The organism is Citricoccus nitrophenolicus, assembly GCF_047305825.1.
GTDB classification, from domain to species: Bacteria; Actinomycetota; Actinomycetes; order Actinomycetales; family Micrococcaceae; genus Citricoccus; species Citricoccus nitrophenolicus.
In genome coordinates this window covers 104180-125458 of sequence record NZ_CP063070.1, presented here as the reverse complement: position 1 = coordinate 125458, position 21279 = coordinate 104180, and the positions used below count along the sequence as shown (strand labels likewise).

22 protein-coding genes are annotated in these 21279 nt (G+C 69.5%); 9 read left to right on the top strand and 13 right to left on the bottom strand.

What is annotated here, in order from left to right; genetic code table 11:
• The first annotated feature begins 140 nt into the window (after positions 1–140).
• Positions 141–554, top strand: coding sequence for an AraC family ligand binding domain-containing protein (locus IMT31_RS00625; protein WP_413543425.1), 414 nt, complete (start codon positions 141–143; stop codon positions 552–554).
• Positions 555–575: 21 nt separating this feature from the next.
• Here IMT31_RS00625 and IMT31_RS00620 read toward each other — a convergent pair whose 3' ends face one another.
• Complete coding sequence (locus tag IMT31_RS00620) at positions 576–2111, bottom strand: dihydrolipoyl dehydrogenase family protein (protein ID WP_413543424.1); 1536 nt, start codon at positions 2109–2111, stop codon at positions 576–578.
• 71 nt (positions 2112–2182) lie between these two features.
• Between IMT31_RS00620 and poxB the strand changes: the two genes are divergently transcribed.
• The gene (poxB, locus tag IMT31_RS00615) at positions 2183–3904 is read left to right on the top strand and encodes a ubiquinone-dependent pyruvate dehydrogenase (protein WP_413543423.1); all 1722 of its coding nucleotides are present in this window, start codon (positions 2183–2185) and stop codon (positions 3902–3904) included.
• 36 nt (positions 3905–3940) lie between these two features.
• Positions 3941–4192, top strand: a complete 252-nt coding sequence (locus IMT31_RS00610) for an NINE protein (protein WP_345361719.1) — start codon at positions 3941–3943, stop codon at positions 4190–4192.
• Positions 4193–4252: 60 nt separating this feature from the next.
• Here the strand turns inward: IMT31_RS00610 and IMT31_RS00605 are convergent, their stop codons facing one another.
• Complete coding sequence (locus IMT31_RS00605) at positions 4253–5050, bottom strand: IclR family transcriptional regulator (RefSeq protein ID WP_345361722.1); 798 nt, start codon at positions 5048–5050, stop codon at positions 4253–4255.
• A 48-nt stretch (positions 5051–5098) separates the two neighbouring features.
• Here IMT31_RS00605 and IMT31_RS00600 point away from each other — a divergent pair, with 48 nt between their 5' ends.
• Positions 5099–6427 carry an aromatic acid/H+ symport family MFS transporter gene (locus tag IMT31_RS00600; protein WP_345361725.1) on the top strand — a complete coding sequence of 443 codons (1329 nt, stop codon included), beginning with the start codon at positions 5099–5101 and terminating at the stop codon, positions 6425–6427.
• 163 nt (positions 6428–6590) lie between these two features.
• Entirely contained in the window at positions 6591–7382 is a 792-nt protein-coding gene (locus IMT31_RS00595; protein WP_413543422.1) for a hypothetical protein, read from the top strand.
• Positions 7383–7405: 23 nt separating this feature from the next.
• Here IMT31_RS00595 and mftD read toward each other — a convergent pair whose 3' ends face one another.
• The 8 genes from mftD to mftA form a co-directional block, all read right to left on the bottom strand.
• A complete protein-coding gene (gene mftD / locus IMT31_RS00590; protein WP_413543421.1) occupies positions 7406–8689 on the bottom strand; it encodes a pre-mycofactocin synthase MftD in 1284 nt (427 codons plus the stop codon).
• 66 nt (positions 8690–8755) lie between these two features.
• Positions 8756–9601, bottom strand: a complete 846-nt coding sequence (locus IMT31_RS00585) for a VWA domain-containing protein (protein ID WP_345361734.1) — start codon at positions 9599–9601, stop codon at positions 8756–8758.
• Positions 9602–9730: 129 nt separating this feature from the next.
• A complete protein-coding gene (locus IMT31_RS00580; protein WP_413543420.1) occupies positions 9731–10720 on the bottom strand; it encodes an AAA family ATPase in 990 nt (329 codons plus the stop codon).
• Positions 10721–10772: 52 nt separating this feature from the next.
• Positions 10773–11615, bottom strand: coding sequence for a mycofactocin-coupled SDR family oxidoreductase (locus tag IMT31_RS00575; protein WP_345361738.1), 843 nt, complete (start codon positions 11613–11615; stop codon positions 10773–10775).
• A gap of 26 nt (positions 11616–11641) precedes the next feature.
• The gene (locus IMT31_RS00570) at positions 11642–12478 is read right to left on the bottom strand and encodes a mycofactocin-coupled SDR family oxidoreductase (RefSeq protein WP_413543419.1); all 837 of its coding nucleotides are present in this window, start codon (positions 12476–12478) and stop codon (positions 11642–11644) included.
• A gap of 85 nt (positions 12479–12563) precedes the next feature.
• Positions 12564–13823 carry a mycofactocin radical SAM maturase gene (gene mftC, locus IMT31_RS00565; RefSeq protein ID WP_345361742.1) on the bottom strand — a complete coding sequence of 420 codons (1260 nt, stop codon included), beginning with the start codon at positions 13821–13823 and terminating at the stop codon, positions 12564–12566.
• Between the two features lie 16 nt (positions 13824–13839).
• Positions 13840–14169, bottom strand: coding sequence for a mycofactocin biosynthesis chaperone MftB (gene mftB / locus IMT31_RS00560; RefSeq protein WP_413543418.1), 330 nt, complete (start codon positions 14167–14169; stop codon positions 13840–13842).
• A gap of 2 nt (positions 14170–14171) precedes the next feature.
• Complete coding sequence (mftA, locus tag IMT31_RS00555) at positions 14172–14267, bottom strand: mycofactocin precursor MftA (RefSeq protein WP_345361747.1); 96 nt, start codon at positions 14265–14267, stop codon at positions 14172–14174.
• A gap of 194 nt (positions 14268–14461) precedes the next feature.
• On the opposite strand from mftA, the gene mftR reads away from it, so the two are divergent.
• Both mftR and mftE read left to right on the top strand, forming a co-directional pair.
• Positions 14462–15130 (top strand): mycofactocin system transcriptional regulator, encoded by a 669-nt coding sequence (mftR, locus tag IMT31_RS00550; RefSeq protein ID WP_413543417.1) that lies wholly within the window; start codon positions 14462–14464, stop codon positions 15128–15130.
• Positions 15127–15813: a mycofactocin biosynthesis peptidyl-dipeptidase MftE gene (mftE, locus tag IMT31_RS00545; RefSeq protein ID WP_413543416.1), complete on the top strand. Its 687-nt coding sequence runs from the start codon at positions 15127–15129 to the stop codon at positions 15811–15813. The genes mftR and mftE overlap by 4 nt, the downstream gene beginning before the upstream one ends.
• Before the next feature lie 33 nt (positions 15814–15846).
• Here mftE and mftF read toward each other — a convergent pair whose 3' ends face one another.
• Genes mftF through IMT31_RS00530 form a run of 3 tightly spaced genes read right to left on the bottom strand, consistent with a single transcriptional unit; the run spans position 15847 to position 19063 of the window.
• Positions 15847–17403, bottom strand: coding sequence for a mycofactocin biosynthesis glycosyltransferase MftF (gene mftF / locus IMT31_RS00540; RefSeq protein ID WP_413543415.1), 1557 nt, complete (start codon positions 17401–17403; stop codon positions 15847–15849).
• A complete protein-coding gene (locus IMT31_RS00535) occupies positions 17400–18404 on the bottom strand; it encodes a hypothetical protein (protein ID WP_345361759.1) in 1005 nt (334 codons plus the stop codon). The genes mftF and IMT31_RS00535 overlap by 4 nt, the downstream gene beginning before the upstream one ends.
• Complete coding sequence (locus IMT31_RS00530; RefSeq protein WP_345362095.1) at positions 18401–19063, bottom strand: response regulator transcription factor; 663 nt, start codon at positions 19061–19063, stop codon at positions 18401–18403. The genes IMT31_RS00535 and IMT31_RS00530 overlap by 4 nt, the downstream gene beginning before the upstream one ends.
• A 176-nt stretch (positions 19064–19239) precedes the next feature.
• Between IMT31_RS00530 and IMT31_RS00525 the strand changes: the two genes are divergently transcribed.
• Both IMT31_RS00525 and IMT31_RS00520 read left to right on the top strand, forming a co-directional pair.
• Positions 19240–19950 carry a sensor domain-containing protein gene (locus IMT31_RS00525; RefSeq protein WP_413543414.1) on the top strand — a complete coding sequence of 237 codons (711 nt, stop codon included), beginning with the start codon at positions 19240–19242 and terminating at the stop codon, positions 19948–19950.
• A 5-nt stretch (positions 19951–19955) separates the two neighbouring features.
• Positions 19956–21242, top strand: a complete 1287-nt coding sequence (locus tag IMT31_RS00520) for a sensor histidine kinase (RefSeq protein ID WP_413543413.1) — start codon at positions 19956–19958, stop codon at positions 21240–21242.
• Positions 21243–21279 lie beyond the last annotated feature (37 nt).

Here is a 21279-nt window from a genome sequence, read left to right as displayed (position 1 = left end):
GATTTCCGGGCCGCTGACACCCGGCGTGTCCCTGGAGCGCGGACGGCGTGTCGGTCCACGGACTACCCTCAGGGACAGCACCCCGCACTACGCCGCGCTACCACCCTGCATCGCACCCCACGACCCCGCTGGAGGCCAGTTTGCCCGCATCCCACCATTCCACCGAAGATCCAGGCACCCCGCAGGGGCCACGTCGACTGGTCAATACCCGGGAGCTGATCGCCGAGCCCGGACCAGCCACGTCAGGGGCAGCCTGGAGACTCCAGGAGCCGAACCGGGACCTCGACTCGAACATCATCGCCCTCCCAGCCGGGGACGGGATCGAGACCCACCGCGGGCCCGAGCTCGACGTCCTCATCCACGTCCTCGACGGCTCCGGACTGCTGGGCACCGCGGACGGTGACCTCCCCTTGAGCGCCGGTGACCTGCTCTGGATGCCCCGGCACACCCTGCGGTCCTTCACCGCCGGCGCGGGTGGACTGGTCTATCACACCGTGCATCAGAGGAAGCCAGGGCTCCAGCTACAGTCGCGGCGGCCGGACACCGGGCGCTGAGGCGCGTCCAGTGACCGGCGCTCAGGCCCCCTGGCTCAGCTTCCCGAGCGCATCCCCGATGGCCCGGTGCAGCGTGGGGTACGCCCACGGGATCCTCGCCAGCTCGGCCACCGGGACCCGCGCATGCACCGCCACGGTCAGGGCGCCCAGGATCTCCCCGGCCCCGGGGCCCACCACGGTGGCTCCCACGAGCACCAATCCACCGTCCGGTCCACCACCCCGCGCCACGAGGGTGAGGTGACCGGCCACCTCGTCGATCCAGCCGCGGCTGGAGGACGCCAGGTCCACCCGCGCGACCCGCACGCCGTCACTGCCCCGGCCTTCCCCTCCAGCACCCCGGTCTTGCCCTCCAGCACTCGCAGCATCCGCGCGCGCCGCATCCTCGGAGAGCCCGACGGCGGCCACCTCCGGATTCGTATAGGTCACCCGGGGCACTGCGTTCCGGGGATAGGGGCGGGCCCCCACTCCGTGGTTGGCACCGAGCAGTTGCCCGGCCACCACAGCCGACTGGGCCACCGACGTGTGCGTGAAGGGTCCGGCGCCCGTCATATCACCGAGGGCGTAACGGCCCGGCACCGGATCGCCCGCTGCGTCCAGCACACGGCACCACTCATCCACCCGCACCTCGTCCCGGGGCGCCCGGCCGGTGGCCAGGAGCACCCTGTCCACGTGGATCCGGTCCCCCGTGGACAGGGCCACGTCCACCGGTCCGGAGGGCGTCGGCAGGCCGTGGGAGGACTCGTACCGCGTCGCGTCGGCCTCGGACACCTCAGTGATCTCCGTGTGGGTCCGTACGTCGATCCCCTCGCTCCGGAACCGCTCCGCCACGAGGTCACCGGCCTCGGGGACCTCACCGGAGAGCAGTCGCCCACCCCGGACCAGCACGGTGACCCGGACCCCGAACCCCGCGAGGGCCTGGGCCAGCTCGCAGGCCACCGGTCCACCGCCCACGATGGCCAGGGAGTCCGGGAGCGTCTCGGCGGTGACCACGTCCCGGTGCGTCCAGGCCGCCCGCTCCGGCAAGCCGGGGACCGGCGCCAGCACCGGCGCGGAGCCCGTGTTCAACACCACGGCCCGGCGGGCAGTCCACAGCTGGGGCGATCCGCCTTCCGGGGTGACGGTGACTGAGGCACCAACGGCCAGACCTGCCTTGCCTGCCGCACCTGCCTGATCAGCCGAGCCAGCCGTGCCACCCTGGATCTCCGCGTGACCACGCAGGAACGTGACACCGGCATCCGTGAGGCGCTCCACCGCCACCCTGTCGTCCCAGTGGTCCGTGGCCTCGGCACGGATACGCGTGGCGACCCGGTGCCAGTCCGGGTGGCCACGGCGGGACTCATGCAGCATCATCTTGCTCGGGATGCACCCGTAGTAGGGGCACTCCCCGCCCACCAGATGGGCCTCGACCCCGAGGACCCTCCAGCCGCCACCGGCCAGGCGGGCAGCCAGGTCCTCCCCACCGGGGCCGAGCCCGATCACGATGGCGTCAACGGTCCGGTCTGCGGTCCGATCTGAATGGTGCTCGGAAATCTGCTCGGAGAACTGCTCGGGAGTCATGCACCCACGGTCCCACCCAGCTGTGCCCCACGGCTATGGCTCCGCCGCCGGTGGATGCGTACGGTGGCCTCATGGTCACTGTTGCCGAGAACCTCGTCCAGACGCTGTCCCTCAACGGCGTGCAGCGTGTCTACGGAGTCCCCGGGGACTCGCTCAACGCCGTCACGGAATCCCTGCGGACCCATCCGGAGATCGAGTGGGTGCACGTGCGCCACGAGGAGACCGCGGCGTTCGCTGCGGGGGCCGAGGCCGAGATGACCGGTGAGCTCACCGTCTGCGCCGGCAGCTGCGGGCCCGGCAACCTGCACCTGATCAACGGCCTCTACGACGCGAACCGCAGCAGGGTCCCGGTGCTGGCGATCGCCGCGCACATCCCCACAGAGGAGATCGGCACCACCTACTTCCAGGAGACGCACCCGCAGGAGTTGTTCCGCGAGTGCTCCGTGTATGTGGAGTACGTGTCCGATCCGAAGCAGATGCCGAGACTGCTGGAGATCGCCATGCGCACGGCGATCGAGCAGCGGGGCGTGGCAGTCCTGGTCATCCCCGGGGACGTGGCCTCAGCGGCCGCCCACAGCGAACGGCGCACGCTGGTACGCGAGACGCGTTCCGCCGTCGTGCCCCTGCCGGACCAGCTCCAACAGGCTGCCGAGGCGCTCAACGCGGCCAAGAGCGTGACCATCCTGGGTGGTGCCGGCACCGCCGGCGCCCACGCCGAGGTGATGCAGTTGGCTGAGACGCTGAGTGCCCCGATCGTGCACGCCATGCGCGGCAAGGAACACCTCGAGTATGACAATCCCTTCGACGTGGGGATGACCGGACTACTCGGCTTCGCCAGTGGCTACAAGGCCATGTCAGAGGCGGATGCCATCCTGATGCTGGGCACCGATTTCCCCTACCCGCAGTTCTATCCGGACGATGCCACGGTGATCCAGGTGGACCTGCGCGGCGAGCAGATCGGACGGCGGCACCCGGTGGACCTGGCGCTGGTGGGAGGCGTGCGGGAGACGGCGGCGGCCCTCATGCCGCTCCTGGACCAGAAGAGGGACAAGCACCTCAAGGACTCACGGAAGCACTACGTCAGGACCCGCGAGAAGCTGGACGACCTGGCGACCCCTTCACGGAAGGGCGCCGCCGTGCACCCGCAGTACCTGGCCCGCCGGATCAGCGCACTCGCCGCACAGGACGCGGTGTTCGTCCCGGACGTCGGCTCCCCGGTGGTCTATGCGGCCCGGTACCTCGAGATGAACAGCCGGCGCCGGCTGCTCGGCTCGTTCTCCCACGGCTCCATGGCGAACGCCGTCCCCCAGGCGATCGGGGTGCTGGCCCAGGACCGCGGACGGCAGACGGTCACGCTGTCCGGCGACGGCGGGCTGACCATGCTCCTGGGTGACCTGATCACCCTGGTGCAGATGAAGCTGCCGGCGAAGATGGTGGTGTTCAACAACTCCTCGCTGAACTTCGTGGAGCTGGAGATGAAGGCCGCCGGTCAATTGCCCTTCGCCACCAGCCTGGAGAACCCGAACTTCGCCACGGTGGCCCAGGCCATGGGCATCAAGGGGATCCGGGTGGAGGACTCACGGGACGTGGACGCCGCCCTGACCGAGGCCTTCTCGCACGACGGCCCGGCTCTGGTGGACGTCATCACGGATCCGCAGGAGCTCACCATCCCCCCGGCCATCCAACTGGAACAGGCCAAGGGGTTCGCCCTCTACTCGCTGCGCACCGTGCTCTCGGGGCGTGGCGACGAACTGTTCGACCTCGCGAAGACCAATCTGCGGCAGTTGTTCTAGGACGTGAAGGGGGCTGGCGGGGTCTAAGGTGGGCCCGTGGCCCGCACACCGAAGAATCTCCTGATCGCCTATGTCCTGTGTCTGCTGCTCGGCCTCCTGGGAGCACATCAGTGGTACCTCGGGAACCACACGGCTGGAGCCGTCTACCTCATCCTGACGGTCGCCGGGGTGGCCAGCGCCTCGTGGGGCATCGGGTTCGTCTTCGGTGGGATCGTGATCCTGCTCTGCCTGATCGACCTGCTGCTCCTCCCCGGCCGGGTCCGTCAGGCCAACGGGGGTTTGAACTGAGCTGATCCAGAGCCCGAAGGCGGCGCCTCCGGCCCGTGGCCCGGCGCACCGGGGTGCCGCTCACCAGGTCGCGGCCACGAACCCGCGCAGGTCGGTCTCCAACTCGGCCCGGGACCGGAGCAGGTCGGTCACCAGGCCGGCGTCGAGCACCGCCCTGAACCGGCCCCGGGGCACGGAGACCGTCAGGCCGGCCACGGCAGCCCCGGAGCCGTCCCGCACCGCAGTGCCGACTGCGCCGACCCCCTCCTCTGTGACCTCGTCATTGAGCGCGACGCCGCGGGCCCGCACCGACTCCAGCTCGATGGCCAACCGAGCCTGTTCGCGGGGATCGAAGGGACTGCCCACGAGTTCGGCGTGCCGCCGGTACAACCGCTCCACGTCCCCCGGTGTCAGGGCGGCCAGCAACGCCTTTCCGCCCGAGGCGCGTGCCGCCGGGAGGGTCGCCCCCTGCCGGCTCCCCACGTGGTCCTCCTGATTCCCCTCCGCCGAGGCCAGGAACCGGACCTCCGTGCCGGCGCGGACCATGAGGTTGGCCGTCTCCCCCACCCGGCCGGCCAGCATCTCCAGATGGGGAGCCGCGCGTTGGCGCAGCTCGGCCGTCCAGGGGACGCCGGCCGGGGCGACGCCCAGCGCCGGGCCTGGAATGTACCGCCGGGAGGAGTCCTGCACCGCGTATCCGCGGTACACCAGCATGGCCATGAGCCGGTGCGCCGTGGACACGGAGACCCCGAGCAGCCGGGCCGCCACGCTGAGGCGCACCCGGCCGTAGTCCCTGACCATCTCCATCAGGGCCAGCGCGTGGTCCACCGAGTCGACCGGGTATCGGGGAGGCTGCCGCAAGGGCACGTTCTTCTGCACACCAGAATGATTTCACGTCTGGGCCGTGCCGAAGTTCACAGTGGTCCTATGACGCAGAGCACCACCCTGGTTCCCGAAGACCGCCAGGACAGCACCGTATCCCCACCGATCAGCCGACGGCAGGCCATCCTCGCCGTCGTGGTGTGCTGGCTGCTGGTGGTGTTCGACGGCTACGACCTGATCGTCTTCGGCACGGTGCAGACCTCGCTCAAGGAGGAGACCGGCTGGGGTCTGGATGATGCCTCACTGGGTGTGCTGGGTTCCTTGGCGTTCGCGGGCATGATGATCGGCGCCCTGCTGGCAGGACGCATCGCCGATGCCCTCGGGCGGCGGCGCACCATCCTGGCCTGCGCCATCACCTTCTCGATCTTCACCCTGCTCTGTGCGGTGGCCCCGCAGGCCTGGATCTTCGGGGCCTTCCGGTTGGTGGCCGGCATCGGACTGGGCGGGCTGGTGCCCTCCGCGAACGCCATGGTGGCGGAACTGGTGCCGATGCGCTGGCGGTCATCCATCGCCACGCTCATGATGTCCGGCGTCCCGATCGGCGGATCCCTCGCGGCGCTCCTCGGCATCCCCATGATCCCGGCCTTCGGTTGGCCGTCCATGTTCCTCGTGGCCGCCGTGGCCCTCGTGGTCGTGGTGCCCCTCGGCTTCCGCTACCTGCCGGAGACCCTCCCTTCCGAGGCGGGCGACGCCACCGTGTCCACGGAATCCACGGAATTTGAGGAATCCGCTGAATCCACGGGCGCCGCATCGATGACGGCCGGTGGCTTCTCCCTGCTGCTGCGCACTCCCTACCTGCTGGCCTCCGCCATGTTCGCCCTCGCGACGCTGGCCACGCTGTTCGCCTGGTACGGCCTCGGGACCTGGCTGCCTCGCGCCATGGAGGCCCAGGGATACAACCTCGGTTCGGCCCTGACGTTCGCCCTGTCCCTGAACATCGGAGCCGTCCTGGGCTCGATCGTCACCGCATGGGCCGGCGACCGGTTCGGAGCGGTGCGTTCCGGAGTCGTGGCTGCGGGACTGGCCGGCGTGGCCCTGCTGTGCCTGTTGCTCTCCCCGCCCGTGTGGCTGGTCTACGTCATCCTCATGGTGGCCGGCGTGGGAACCCACGGCACCCAATGTCTGATCATCGCCGCCGTGGCCAACCACTACCCGGCCCATCTTCGCGGCACCGCGCTGGGCTGGGCCCTCGGCGTGGGCCGACTCGGCGCCGTCACGGCCCCGCTGGTGGCCGGATTCCTGCTCAACGGCGGCTACGGCGCCGGCTCGATCTTCGTGGCGTTCGGCGTGGCCGCGCTCGTGGCAGCCGTCCTGCAGGTCGCCATCGTCGTCCAGGGCAACGGCGGCCGCGGGAGGGACCCGCGCCGTACCTGAGGATGGTCTTCAGGACACCTACGGTACCGAGGCCTGCCCTGAACCTCCGATCCGTGCACCGAGCCTAGTGGTCCGGGTCTCCTGCGTGGTCTACTGACCCCATATCAGGAGGCTCACCGTGAACAGTCAGCCCGCATCCCGTGTCCGAACAGCCACAGTCCCAGTGGCTCCGGCTCACGGCCCGTCCCGCCGCACCATCATCCTCAGCTCATCGGTCATCGCCGCGACGGCCGCCATGTTGCAGGTCCAGATGCACGAGTACGCGCACGGGATCACCGCAGCCGTCCAGGGCGCACCGGCCACCATCAGCTCCCTGATGGCCGAACACCAGTCCGTCCCCGGGGTGGAAGCCACGCTGGCGACCCTGGCCGGGCCACTCTTCTCGATCGTCCTGGCCGTGGTTCTCTATGCTGCGTCACGGCCCCTGCCCGCCGGCTATCTGCGGGCGTTCCTCACCTGGATGTCCTTTGCCGCGGCCCAGGGGACCTTCGGCTATCTCATCGTGGGCATGTTCATGCCGGTCGGGGATACCGCCGTCCTCTTCGAGGCCTGGGGGTTCTCATCCTTCGGGTACATCATGGCCGGGGTCATCGGCCTCGCCGGGATGCTCTTCCTCTCCTACCTGCTGTCCCGGGAGATCCTGCGCACTCTGTCAGGCCCCGGTGATGTCGTCGCCGCGAGCGTCCTGACCTGGCTCGTGGCCACGGCCGTCATGGCGGTGGTCTACGTCTCCGCCGCCCTGATCTCCGGCTACAGCGCCGAATACCTCGTGCCCACCCTCATGGGCGCGACGACGACGCTCGTCTTCGCGCCCATGGCCACCTTCTGGTGGCAGAGGGTCCCCCACCTGCACCGACCGTGGGACCACGGCTCCCCGGTGGTGCAGGGCGTGATGCTGGTCCTGGCGATCGCCGTGGTGCTCTGGCACGCGCTGGCGCCCGTGACGATCGGCTGAGTCCTCTCAGGCGACGGGGCGGATCACAGGTTCAGGGGCGGCCGGGACGTCGGGCCGAGACCTCCGGCCGTGTCCGCACCGGCGAAGCCGGAGCCGATACTGGGTTCGCCCCAGACGTGGCCGTTCTCGCCGCCCGCGGTGATGGCGAATCCGGGCGGGATCAGCAGGTCGCCCGCACTGATCTGATCAAGGGTGTCATGGCCGTTGCCCATCATGGCGGCCTTGAGTCCGTCCTTCATGATGTCCAGGACGTTCTCCACGCCGGCCTGGCCGTTGGCGCTCATGCCCCACAGGTAGGCCCGGCCGATCAGCACGCCGCGGGCCCCCAGCGCCAGGGCCTTGTAGACGTGGGAACCGCGGCGGATGCCGCCGTCGAGGTAGACCTCGATCTCGTCTCCCACCGCCTCGGCAACGGCCGGCAGCAGACGGATGGTGGCCGGCGTCGTGTCCAGGTTGTTTCCGCCGTGGTTGGAGACGGAGATGGCGGTGACCCCGGCGTCCCGGGCCGCCTTGGCATCGTCCACGCGGGTGATGCCCTTGACCATGAAGGGCCCGTCCCACTGCCGGCGCAGCCAGGCGATGTCCTCCCAGGTGGGGATCTCGGTCTGCCGCCACCAGCCCATGGCCTCGAAGAAGCCCGGGGCCGGCTCCCCCTTCGGCACGGCGTTCGGCACGGACAGCTCCGGCGGAGACAGGGTCTTCGCCCAGTCCATGGCGTAATCGAACTTACGGCCGAGGACGATCTCCGGGACGTACTTCAGAATGGTCTTGAGATTCATCTCCTGTGGGATCTCGGGACTGCCCCAGTCACGCCCATAGCCGTTGGTCCAGTCCAGGGAGATGATCAGCCCTGCCGTTCCCGCCTCCTTGGCGCGCCGGGCCTGGGCCAGCATCTGATCACGGCCGCCGGACCAGTACAACTGGAAGAACGTGCGTCCCGGGTTCTCCGGCATCACGTCTTCCATGGCCTTGGAGGAATAGGCGCCCAGCCCCATGGCCGCACCGCGGTTGTTCGCGGCCCGGGCCACGGCGATCTCCCCGTCCGGGTGCACCGCCTGGACCCCGGTGGGAGAGATCATCACGGGCAGCTCCACCGGCACGCCCATGATGGTGGTGGAGGTGTCCTGATGTAGCGGATTGCCGGTGATCTTCGGAGCGAACCCCAGCTCGGAGAAGGCATCGATGTTGTTCTGCACCGTCATGCCGCGCTCCGAACCGGCCACCAGGGCCATGTACACGGACTTCGGCAGTCGTCTCTTCGCCCGCCGCTGGGCCTCCGCCACGCTCTCGAACCACGGGTTTGTCATGGTGAAACCAACTTTCCTATCAGTCGTCTGGATCCATCTGGTCTGTGTCGCCGCATCACGTGGCCATCACCGGCTGAGCATCCGGGTCAGGGCACCGGGCAGGTCCCGGAACGTCTGCACCGTCTCCAGGCGCCCCCTGCCCCAACGGGCCAGGTCACGCCCCATCTCGAGGTCCTTCTCTCCCGAGGTGTCCAGAAGGACATCCAGCCTCGGCAACGTTCCGGCCACCGGTCGGGGATCCGGGCCCGCGTTGTGGACGCAGTCGGACAGCAACAGCACCCTGCCCTCGGCCTGAGGGACCGTGGACAGTTCGTCGCGGGCCAGTCGCAGTGGATGCTCCACGTTCGTGAGTCCCCGCGCTGGGATGCGCACGAGCGTCTCGAGGATCCCACCGGGGGGTCCAGGCCGGCCCATGGGCGCGATGATCGCGGCGTCGGACCAGAAGGCGATCACAGCCACATCGTCCCGGGCGAACTCGCCCACGATCGCCCCCACGGCCGCAGCAGCGGACCGGACCCGTTCCCCGCGCATCGATCCGGAGACATCCAGGACGAGCACGATCGCCCGGCGTACCCTGACCCGCTCGCGCACCACGATGTCCGCGGGTTCCGGCACCGGATTGGCCACGAGGTTCTCCACCGTCGTCTCCAGGTCGATGTCTTCGGCACTGCCGGCGAGGGGAAGCCGCTCCAGCTGGCCCAGGCCACGCCGCGCAGCAGTGCGCCGCGGAGGTCGGGGAATCGCCAGGGCGCTGGCGATCTCGCGGGCCCGGCGCAGGGCCTCGACATCCTCCTGCTCGTCCAGGTCGTCCAGATCGATGAGCCGGCTCTCCTCGTCGGTCTCCCCCGGAACAGCGCTTCCCTTCGCCCGCGCATCGGCCCGATCCCGGCCCGTGTTGCCGCCGATCAGCACCTGCCCGCCACCCTCGCCGGACGCCGGCAGGAAAACCTCCGGGGCCTCCTCGAGGACTTTCGGCCTGCGACGCCGGCCCGGGGCCTTCTCGGTTCGACGGACGATCGGGGAATCGGCCTCGACCGCCCTTCAACCTGGCTCCGCGGCGGCCGGCTGGAGGATGAAGTGGTCCTCCCAGATCTCCTGCAGCACGCGCTCCGGTGTGGTCCCTGCTGCCTCGTCCACATGGATGCGACCCGAGAGGGCCACCATGGCGGCGTCCAGGAGGGTATCCGCATATCTGCGCCGGGCGTTGTCCTCCGCGGTCACCCGGCCCTCTCCAGGAGTGTCGATGCCGTGCAGCGCCAGGAGCTGCGCTGCCACGAGCGTCAAGTCGATGGCCCCGCGGACCGAACTGCCCTGCCGGGTGTCCTCGCGCTCGCGTGTGGCCCGGGTCAAGGCGACGGAGTCGCTGATGAGCGCGGAGGCCAGGGCCGCCGAGAGGTCCGAAGCGCCGCCGGGCCCCATTCCCGTACGCAGGGCCAGGATCCGCCGTTCCGCCTCGGCGTCCTGATAGCCGACGACGAGGCGGTTGAAACGGTCATGCACCGAGGTGGACAGGCGGGTGGTCCCCACGTTGTCGTAGGGGTTCATCGACCCAATGATCCGGAAGGTCGACTCGGCGGTGATGGTGCCTCTCCGGGGGATCGCCACCTGCCGTTCGGCCATGGCCGTCAGCAGGGTGTTGAGGGTGTCATCCGGGGCTCGGTTGAACTCCTCGATGTAGAGGAACCCGCCCTCGCGCATGGCGCGGACGAGGGGGCCGTCCACGAAGTTCTCGTCCCGGTAGCCTTCCCGGAGCACGCGGGCGGGATCGTGCCCACCGAGGAGCTTGGCCGGGGTGAGATCGGCGTTGCCCTCCACGAGGACGAAGGGGATGCCCCATTCCTCCGCGATGGCCCGCAGGATTGTGGACTTCGAGGTTCCGGGAGGCCCCTCGAGCAGGATGTCACGGCCGGCAGCCACCGCCGCGAGGACCAGATCGAGCTCGCGTTCCCGGCCGACGACGCGGTCGCCGACGCTGGCACGGACGCGAGACACGTGGCTGGTGTCCCGTACGCCGGTGGTCTGGGTGCCCATTCATCCCCTCATGGTCATAGTCATGGTCATCGTCTCTTCGTCATCGGTAGTCCTACTGGACCGCTGCGCCTCCGTCGACGGGGATCTGACCGCCCGAGACGTAGTACGACTCGTCAGAGGCCAGCCAGAGCACGGCGTTGGACACGTGGCGGGGTTCGATCCAGGCCTTGCCGAAGGGATTCAGACCGGCGAACGCGGGCTCGGCGTCAGCGGCCTGCGGGTCGTCCAGGTCAGGCCGGAAGAGTCCGTATGTCTTCGAGTTCTTGACCATCGGGGTGTCAATGGAGTTCGGGTGGATGGTGTTGACCCGAATGCCGTGGGGGCCCAGCTCGTTCGCCAGGACCTTCATCAACCCGACGATCCCGTGCTTCGCGGTCGTGTAGGCGGCGACGTTCGCCAGCCCCTTGAAACCGGCGAGCGAGGAGATGATGATGACGGACCCGCCGGCGCCCGCCTTGATCAGGTGTTCAGCAGCCGCGGCGTAGGTGTGCCACACCCCCGTGAGATTGATGTCCTGGATGTCCTGCCAGGAGGACTCACTGACCTGGTGCGTGTCAGTCCCGAACGTGAAGATCCCCGCATTGGCGACCACGGCGTTGACGGCACCGAGCTCAGCCACGCCTTCATCCACGGCAGACTTCAGCGCCTCGAGGTCGCGTACGTCAGCCACGCGGGTGACGATCCGACGGTCCAGGGCCTCCACCAGCCTCGCGGTCTCCTGGAGTTCCTCCTCCCCCGGCAGGTCGTAGAATCCCTCGAGGCTCTCCACGGGTGCGCAGAGATCGACCGCGATGATGTCCGCGCCCTCCTCAGCCAGCCTGACCGCGTGACTCCTACCCTGACCGCGGGCTGCGCCGGTGATGAAGACGACCTTGCCTTCCATACGTCCTGCCATGGTGATGACTCCTTGGTCTCGTGTGTCTAGAGGCTGGTCTGGCCGGCGTCGATCTTGAGCTGCTGACCGGTGATGTAGCGGGCCTCGTCGGAGGCGAGGAACAACAGTGCGTTGGAGATGTCCCGGGCCTCGACCCAGTCGATGTCCAGCGCCTGCATGGTCCGGGAGACCTCTGCGAAGTCCTCCCGGGTGGGGTTGTCCTTGCCGGGGACGAACAGTTTGTAGATCGCCTCGTTCTGGATCATGTCCGTGTCCACTTGCGTGGGGTGGATGGTGTTGACACGGATGTTCTCCTGGCCCAACTCGAGCACCAGGGTCTTCATGAGCCCCACCACGCCGTGTTTCGCGGCAACATAGTGGGTCATGTTCGCGTATCCCTTGATGCCTGCCGTCGAGCTGGTGAGGACGATCGCGCCGCCATGGCCACCGGCACGCAGGTGCGGAAGGGCGGCTTTAACCGTGTGACGGACGCCGGTGAGGTTGATGTCGATCATCTCCTGCCACCCGTCCTCGGACTGATCTGCCAGAGGATTGATCTCGCCCAGGATGCCGGCATTGCCGGAGACGATGTCGAGTCGCCCGAATTCAGCGAAGCCCTCGTCCGCGACAGCCTTGACGGCGGCGAAATCGCGGACGTCGGCCTGGCGGGCGATGATGCGCCGGTCCAGGGCCTCGACCTGGCGGACGGTCTCCGCCAGGTCCTCGGCACGAGGGCCGGGGTAGGGATTCGATTCCACGTCCTGGCAGACGTCGAACGTGATGATGTCGGCGCCTTCCTCCGCGAGCCGGACGGCGTGGCTTCTGCCCTGCCCCCGTGCTCCTCCGGAGATGAACGCGACCTTGCCTTCGAGACGTGCACCCATGATGTGACTCCTTGGTCTGTTTGGCGATGGGGTTGCTTGTCGGTAGGTGGATGTGGATATGCGGTTGTGCCGGAGGGGGATCCGGTCAGGACGATGACGCCGTGGATGCGCTCGGGGGCACGAACCCGGCCAGCGGGTCGATCTCGCAGGCACTGACGGGGGGCCGGGCGGGGGCGCCCATGCCAATGGTCACCGCCACGGGACGGGACTTGGCCCGGGGTCGGGGTGGCGAGGTCCGGTGGGATCGATCGACACTGGGACGCGGGTACTCCAGATCCGGCTCGCGGCCCTGGAGCAGCTCCTCGCCCAGACCGCGGACGCACTCCGGGTCCGGGCCGTCCAGCGGCAGACCAGTGAAGAACTTGGCCGCCATGCACCCCCCGCGGCAGGTGTCCAGGAAATCGCACCCGGAGCAGGCCCCGCCGGTCTGGGGCTCACGCAGCTCGGTGAACAGTTCGGCTTCCCGCCAGACACTGGCGAAGCCGCCATCGGTCACCGTGTTGCCGGCCTTGAACTCGTCATGGATCGCGAAGGGGCAGGCGTAGACGTCGCCCACCGGGTCGATCAGGCACACCACGCGGCCGGCACCACACAGGTTCAGCCCCGGAAGGGACTCACCATAGGCGGAGAGGTGGAAGAACGAATCCCCGGTGAGGACCCCCTCACCGTGAGCCACCAGCCAGTCGTAGAGCTCGCGCTGCTGCTCCGGACGCGGGTGGATGTCATCCCACACATCCACGGCCCGGCCGGAGGGACGCAGTCGGGTGATGCGCAGCGTGGCACCGTACCGGTCTGCCAGGGCCTTGAACTCGTCCAACTGCGGGATGTTGTGCTTGGTCATCACCACGGAGATCTTGAAGCCCTCCACCCCGGCGTTGCGCAGGTTCTCCATCGCCCGCACCGCGAGGTCAAAGGAGCCCTTGCCGCGCAGAGCGTCGTTGACCTCCGCGGTGGCCCCGTCCAGGGAGATCTGCACATCGATGTACCCGTTGTCCGCGATCCGCTGGGCCGCAGCGGCATCGATGCGCACCCCGTTGGTGGAGAACTTCACCCCGACATCGTGGCTGGTGGCGTACTCGACGATCTCCCAGAAGTCGGACCGGACCGTCGGCTCACCGCCGCCGATGTTCACGTAGAACACCTGCATGCGCTGCAGCTCGTCGATGATCTCCTTGCACTGCTCGGTGCTCAGCTCATTCGGATCGCGGCGGCCGGAGGCAGAAAGGCAGTGCGAACAGCTCAGGTTGCAGGCGTACGTCAACTCCCAGGTCAGGCAGATCGGGGAATCCAGTCCGCGTTCGAAGTGATCGATCAGGCTCGGGCGGCGCTCAGGTGCGAGGGTCACAGGGTACTCCAGGGGTTCAGTGGTGATCGGCGGCCGGCGTCAGCGGCAACAGCATGTCCGTCTCGGCCAGCCGCTGCAGGGCGGACACATAGCCCGGACGGGCCTCGTGCTCCACATCGAGGGCATCGAAGGTGGCCTCCACACTCGGGAAGTCGGCCAGTGCGGTGGCCAGTTCCACCAGACGGGTGTCCTTCAGGAAGCTCAGGCGGCGGGTGCCGAAGTGGTACAACAACGCTCCGAACGGCTCAGGGCGAACGGCGACGCGGGGATTCAGCTGCCAGGCCGTCCCGGGATCGAGGGGGAGCCCCGGTCCCGGGACCACCGGCGTGGACGCGGTGGTCGTCACGGTCAGTAGACCCCGCACATACCGTCGATGGAGACGTCCTCGACGAGGTCGTCCGCCGTGACCTCGGCATCGCTGGCATTGGTGGTGGACTGGTCCATGGTTCCTCCCGGGGAGAATAGTGCTGGAGACTGTGAGCTGGATCACTCATCTACAGGCGACCATAAATGACACCCCGTGCCAATGCAATGGATCTGACCGTCTTTGGAGAAGAATCCATGGACATCGGCAAGCAACCGGCGACACCGGGCCAACAGGCTTTCGCAGGGCGGAAGTGCACGTGACAGGAGGGGCTGTGACACGGGAGGATCATCCATTCGAGCCAGACCGGCCGCCGGGTCGGCCACGGGCCACCACCCATGACGAGCTGGAGTCCATCGGCATGGAACTCTTCGGTCGGTTCGGCTATGAGAATGTCTCGGTGCAGCAGATCGCGGAGGCCGCCGGGGTCTCCCGCCGGACCTTCTTCCGCTACTTCCCCACCAAGTCAGACCTACCCTGGGGAGACTTCGCCCAGGAGGTTGCCCGTCTGCGTTCCACCCTGGCCCTCGTCCCGGAGGAGGTACCCCTCATGACGGCACTGCGCAGGGCTGTCGTTGAGTTCAACCGGGTGCCGGCCGAGGCGATCGAGCAACACCGCGCCCGCCTGGGTCTCATTCTGACCGAACCGGAGCTCATCGCCAGATCACTGCTCAAGTTCCAGCTCTGGCGGGAGGTGATCGCCGAGTTCGCAGGACGGAGGCTGGGCCTGCCCGGCTCCTCCTTCCTGCCGGAGCTGATCGGAGAGATCGCCCTGTCGGCAGCCGTGGCGGCCTACCGCGAATGGATCCCCCGCCACGCGACCGACCTGCCCACCCTCATCGACACCGCTTTCGAGGCGATGACGGACCTCGAGGGGTTGGAGCACGGCACGGCCTCGGCCCTCGCCCGGGGAATCGCACCGGCAGAGGGGAGTTCGCGGTGAGACTCGTCGATGCCACCTGGCCGGAGATCCGCCCCGAGTCCTTCGGCGGCCAGGCACCGATCCTGGTGGTCCCTCTCGGCGCCCTCGAACAGCACGGACCCCACCTGCCGCTGGACACCGACGCGGCGATCGCCACGGCGGTGGCCGTTGCCGTCAGTGCGGCACGGGACCGCGCGGCACTTGCCCCGACCCTCCCCCTGGGTGCGAGCGGTGAACACGCTGGCTTCCCCGGCACCCTGTCCATCGGCACCGATGCCCTGCACCACGTCCTCATCGAGCTGGTCCGCAGCTCCACACCGGCCTTCGCGGCGGTCATGGTGGTCAACGGCCACGGCGGCAATGTGGGTGCGCTCCGCTCAGCGGCCGCACTGTGCACCGCGGAGGGGCGCACGCTGCTCCCCCACCCCCTCGGCCTGCCCGGCATGGATGCCCACGCCGGCCGGGCCGAGACCTCCCTGATGTTGCATCTGGACCCCTCACGAGTGCTCCTGGGCCGGGCAGCCCCCGGCAACGCCACGCCTCTGAGGGACCTGCTGCCTGAGCTGCGCACCCACGGCGTTCGGGGTGTGAGTCCGAACGGTGTGCTCGGGGACCCGGCCGGAGCCAGTTCCTCAGAGGGGGCCGACCTCTTCGAATCCCTCCTCGAGCGCGCCCTCCACGCCTTCGACAGCCTGCACTGCTGAGTACGGTCACGCGCCCCGACCGACTGCCGAGCGTCAGCCCCGGGGTAGCCTGCGGAACCGCGGCCTCATGACTGCAAGGCTCCGCGAGCGCAGGGCGGTCAGAATCACGCCGGTCCCGTAGGCGGCGTCCGCGCCGAGCCGCAGCGCGAGGTGACGCACCGGGTCCAGGGGTATGCCGGCGTCGTGCTCCGGTGCACCAGCGCCTGGGGCCCTCCAGCACTGCCAGTGATGACGGGCGGCGTGCGCGGTGTCCGGCACCGTGGGAAGCAGCCCGAGCACGACGACGGCGCACGCCGCCTTCCGCACGCGCGGTACCGGTGCACAGGACAGGGCGAGGGCCGCTGCACCCAGGGGCCACCATTCGCGGCGGAGCGCGTTGCCGATCGCGGTGGCCTCGGACCGGAGCCCCAACAGGGCGATCTCCACCCCGGCGGACACCGGCAGGCCACGGTCCCGGAAGCGGCGCACCTGGGTTCCCCCCTGCACAGCGATTCCGACCACAGCCGCCGCGGTGCCCAGTGCTCGGGGCCAGGTGCCACCACCGGACATCAGGAGAGCACCGGACAGGAGCGAGAGGAAGGGCCAGCCCAGGGTGGCCGGGGCCAACCGGCCGGGGTGCCGCCGCTCCAGGGGGACGGCCGAGGAACCGTAGGCCGCGTGCCGGAGTGCCCAGGCCGTCAGCCCGGACCGAACCTCGTGATGCACCTCCACGGCGGGCAGGTAGCAGACCGTCCAGCCGGCTTCCACGAGGCGCCATACCAGGTCCACGTCCTCGCCGACCCGCAGTCCGGGCTCGAACGGTGGATCCGGCAGGGCTGATCGCCGGACCACCATGGCTGCCGTGGGGACGTAGCCGATCTGCCCACCGGGAGCCACCCGGCGGGCGTGGGACCCCAGGTCGAGTCCGCCCCGGCGTGCCTCGAATCGTTCCAGCAGGCTGCCGATCCCAGGGCCGGAGACTGCGCCACGTACCCGGGGGGCCACTGCGGCCACCACGGGGTCCGTGAAGTGCGGCACCAGGAGGTCCAGCCAGTCCGGCGAGGGCAGGGTGTCCGCATCGAGGAACGCCACCAGCTCCGCAGTGGTGGCGGTCAGCCCGGCGTTGCGCGCGCCTCCCGGTCCGAGGTTCTCGGGCAGCACCACCAACCGCGCACCGTGATCGGCGCAGACCCGGGCGATCTCCCGTGCCTCTGGGCCGGCGGATCCGTCATCCACCACCGTGACGCGAGGCGCGCCGGTGCCGCGGCCTGCGTCGCCGTCCGGAGAGCCGCCGTCCAGCGCCGACAAGAGCCGCGCCAGTGACCCGGCGGAGCCGTAGACCGGCACCACCACCTCGATCTCCTCCCGGCGTGGGGTCCGGGGCGGCAGGACCGGCAGCGCCAGTCCGCGGTCCACCAGCAGCCGAGCGGTGGCCCGTTCGACCTCGTCCCGGGGAGCCACTGGCCCGGCCCCGGCCCGGAGGACGTGGCGCGCCCAGGACCGGGCCGGCACCGAAAGCCGCGCCAGCCCCCACGGAGAGCCGCCGAAGAGCAGCTCGCCGGACCGGCGGGTGTAGGAGCCCTGCGTCCGCAGGATGGGCCATGAGGTCATGGGGCGCTCGCCGCCGTCAGGAGCTCGCCGACCGCTCCGGCCATCTCAGGTTGCTCGAGATAGCCATCCACCGCGTGCGGCTCCGACCCGGTGTCCACCCGGACGTCCAGGACCTGCCCGTTCGGCTCCTGGGCCAGGTGGGGAGCCAGGGGGTTGAGGATCGCGACCACATCCCGGACGTCATAGCCGTTGCGCCAGGATCCGGCCCGGGCCGGCACGAGAGCGGGAACCGGCGCAGGCGAGACTCCGCCATGACCCAGCAGGTGCTTCTGCACGGCCGGCAGACCCAGTGGGCTTCCGCTGGTCACCAGCAACGAGACCGTCCTCTCGGGGTCCATCCTCGTCAGCAGGTCGTAGGCCACCACGCTGCCCAGGCTGTGGCCCACCATCACGAGCGGTTCTCCCCGTGGCACTCCGGCCAGCGAGTCCTCCACGATCCCCAGCACGGTCTCCCGCACCTCAGCACACCCCAGGTAGTAGGCGACGTCGGTGAACTGGCTTTCGATCACCCGCGCCGAGACGCCCTCCGTCCGAGCCAGCTGCTGGAGGGCGGCCCGCAACCACGGGATCCGCAAGAGCTCGTCCAGCTTCCACCACGGACGTTCGACGCCGGCCGGGACACCCCGCGCCGTGCCCTCTCGGTCCGTGGACGGCCGCTGGGCCGGCACGTGGGTGATGACATCGTCCAGCAGCTCCGCCTTGACCTCACAGACCGGGCGGAGGTCCCCCGGCATCGGATGACCCGTGGCCCAGAGCGCCAGGTCAGGGCCGGGCCCGTCACCCTCACGCGCGGCCACGGCGTCCCGGAAGGCATTGGCGTAGAAGGGGAACACCACCGGGGTGTCCTCCGGCACCGGGTCCAGACCGGACGCCGCCAGACCCACGTCCAGGGCCTGCAGCCACCGTCCGCGGAGGTCCCTCACGAAGTCCGGAATGCGTTCGGCGGGGAGGTCCGGCGGGGTGTGCTGGCCACGGCCGTGGATGAACACCAGCGTGGTCATGCCCCTCCCGCGCTGACCAGTCCCGACTCATAGGCCGTGACCACGATCTGCGTCCGGTCCCGCAACCCGAGCTTGGCCAGGATCCGGGACACATGGGTCTTGATGGTCTGCTCGGAGAGGAACAGCTCGGCGGCGAGCTCGGCGTTGGAACGGCCGGTGGCCACGAGCCGCATCACGTCCAGCTCCCGATCGGTCAGGGTTCCCAGCACGGTGACATCCGGCGTCCGGACGGTGGGTCGGGAGACGTAGTCGGCGATCAGCTTCTGGGTGATGGACGGGGCCAGGAGCGCCTCTCCCCCGGCGACCACCCGCACGGCACCGGCAAGGTCCTCGGCACTGGCGTCCTTGAGCAGGAAGCCGCTGGCCCCGGCCTGCAGGGCGGCGAAGACGTACTCGTCGGCATCGAAGGTGGTCAGCATGATCACCTTCGGGTGCAGGTCCCCGGGCATCGCGAAGACGGCGCGGGTGGCGTCCAGGCCGTTGACCCGTGGCATGCGGATGTCCATGAGGACCACGTCGGGCCGGGCCTTCCGGACGAGGTCCACCACCTCGGAGCCGTCCGCCGCACTCCCCACCACGGTCATGTCCCCCTGTGCGTCCAGGAGCGCACCGAACCCCTGGCGCACCATGGCCTGGTCATCCACGATAAGGATGCGGATCGGGTGGGCGCCGGAGAATGATCCGGGAGCGGACTCAGGAGCAGTTCCAGGGCTGGTGTCAGTCACGTCCCCAGCCTATCGCCGAGGCCGTGGTCCCCCGCAGGTACCCCTGCGCATCCCCAGGTTCACCCGCCCGGGTGACGACCGGACGCGGCCGGGTCCGTAGCTTCAGCACCATGAAACGCACCCTCACCCTCCTCGGCCGCGACTACGCCTACGTCCTGTCCGGCTTCTTCATCTCCCTCTTCGCCTTCATCCTTTTGGTGCCCCTGTTCACGCTGGCCCTGGGCACGGCCGTCATCTGGATCGGTGTCTGGCTCCTGCCGATCGTCCTGCTGGTGGCCGGCGGCTTCGCCGAGCTCTCCCGCAGCCGCGTCCGGCAGTGGGGCGGTCAGATGGTCCAGCCCGTCTACCGCGGCCGCCGCCCCGGGTTCAACGGCCTCCTGGGATACCTCAAGGACCCACGCCGGTGGTTGGACCTGTTGTTCGAGACCCTGATCGCCTTCCCGATGCGCACCGGGTCCTTCGTCCTCGCCGTCGCCTGGACCGCCAGCGCCCTCGGCGGACTCACCTATGTCCTGTGGGGCCACTACATCCCCCGGGGCGAGGGCGATCTCCCGCTGGTCGGCGGCATGCTAGAGGCCTTGACCGGCGGCGGCATCGCCGACGGCATCGCCACCAGCTATCTGGTGGAGTCCGCCGTCTACTGTGTTCTGGGGGTCCTCTTCACTCTCACCCTTCCGCTGGTGATGCGCGGGCTCGCCCTGCTGGACGCCACCACCACGGCGGCCGCACTGGGTGCCGAGACCGGGTCCCGCCCCGCTACGGCCACCTGGGATCCCGCCGCCGGAGCCAGCCCCACGGCCAACACCGCGCGAGTAGCGTGATGACCATGCACGCCTCCCCGCGCACGGCCGGATCCAGCTTCACCTCCACCGGGTGGCTGTACGTCCTCACGGGCTTCGGCGCTGTGGCCCAGCTCGCCATCGGCTGGCCGGTCCTGGCTGCCGTCCACGAGGCGAACGTCCTGGCGGCCATGGTGACCTCGATGCTCCTCGCCGCGGCGCTGCCCGTCTCCGTTCGGCGCCCTCAGCTCGGCATCCTGCTGGCGGCCGCCGGTGCGCTGCTCTCCGCCCTGTCCGTGGAGGCGTCGGCAGGGCCCTGGCCGTGGCCGGTCACCACGCTGCTCTGGTACGTGTTCCTCGTACTGCTCGTGGCCGCCACCGCCGGGTGGCGTATGGGCCTCACCGCCGTGCTGGCCGGAGCGTTCATCTCGGCGCTGACCCTCATCCCGCTTCTGTTCCTCGGGTTCCACCCCGACTCTGACGCGGGCTCAGCACTGGGCAACGCCATCCTCTGTCTCTCCCTCACGAGCGCCTTCCTGGCCATCGGCTCGGCGCTGCGTCAATTGACCAGCAGCCGCCGGCAGCTGGTGCAGGAACGACAGCTCACAGCTGAGGAGGAGACCAAACGGCGCGAACTCCAACAGCGCAACCGGATCGCCCAGGAGCTGCATGACGTGGTGGCCCATTCCCTGTCCGTCATCTCCGTCCAGGCCACCACGGCTCCCTACCGGCTGCCCGGGATGGACGATCCCACACGCGGCGAGTTCGAGACGATCGCGGGCTCCTCCCGGCGCGCGCTGACCGAGATGCGCGGACTGTTGGCTGTACTGCGCGGCGATGATGCCGCGGAGACGGCACCCCAGCCGACCATCGCAGACATCCCGGCCCTCGTGGCCAACGCCAGGGCCTCCGGGGCCACCGTGGACCTGGAGATCGATCCCGAACTGCTGCCCCTCGCCGGCGGGGACGGTACCGCGGACGCGGAGACGCCTCAGGCCATCACCGGGCCGGGCGGGCCGAGCGCGGCGGGCGACTGGTCCGCCGTCGTACCCCCGGCCACTGGACTCACCGCCTACCGGACGGTCCAGGAGGCGGTGAGCAACGCCCTGCGCCATGCGCCCGGGGCCGCGATCCGCGTGCAGGTCTCCGTGGGGGACCTCATAGGGGTTCGCGTGGTGAACGGCCCGGCCACCCGCACGCTGGTGGTGCCCGCCCCGGGCGCCGGACTGGGATTGAAGGGCCTGACCGAGCGCGTCACCGCTCTCGGTGGCACCGTGGCCTCCGGCCCGACGCCGGACGGCGGGTTCACGGTGAAGGCACGGTTGCCGCTGTAGACCCCACCTCGGGCGACGTGAGGGAGCAGGGTCCCGC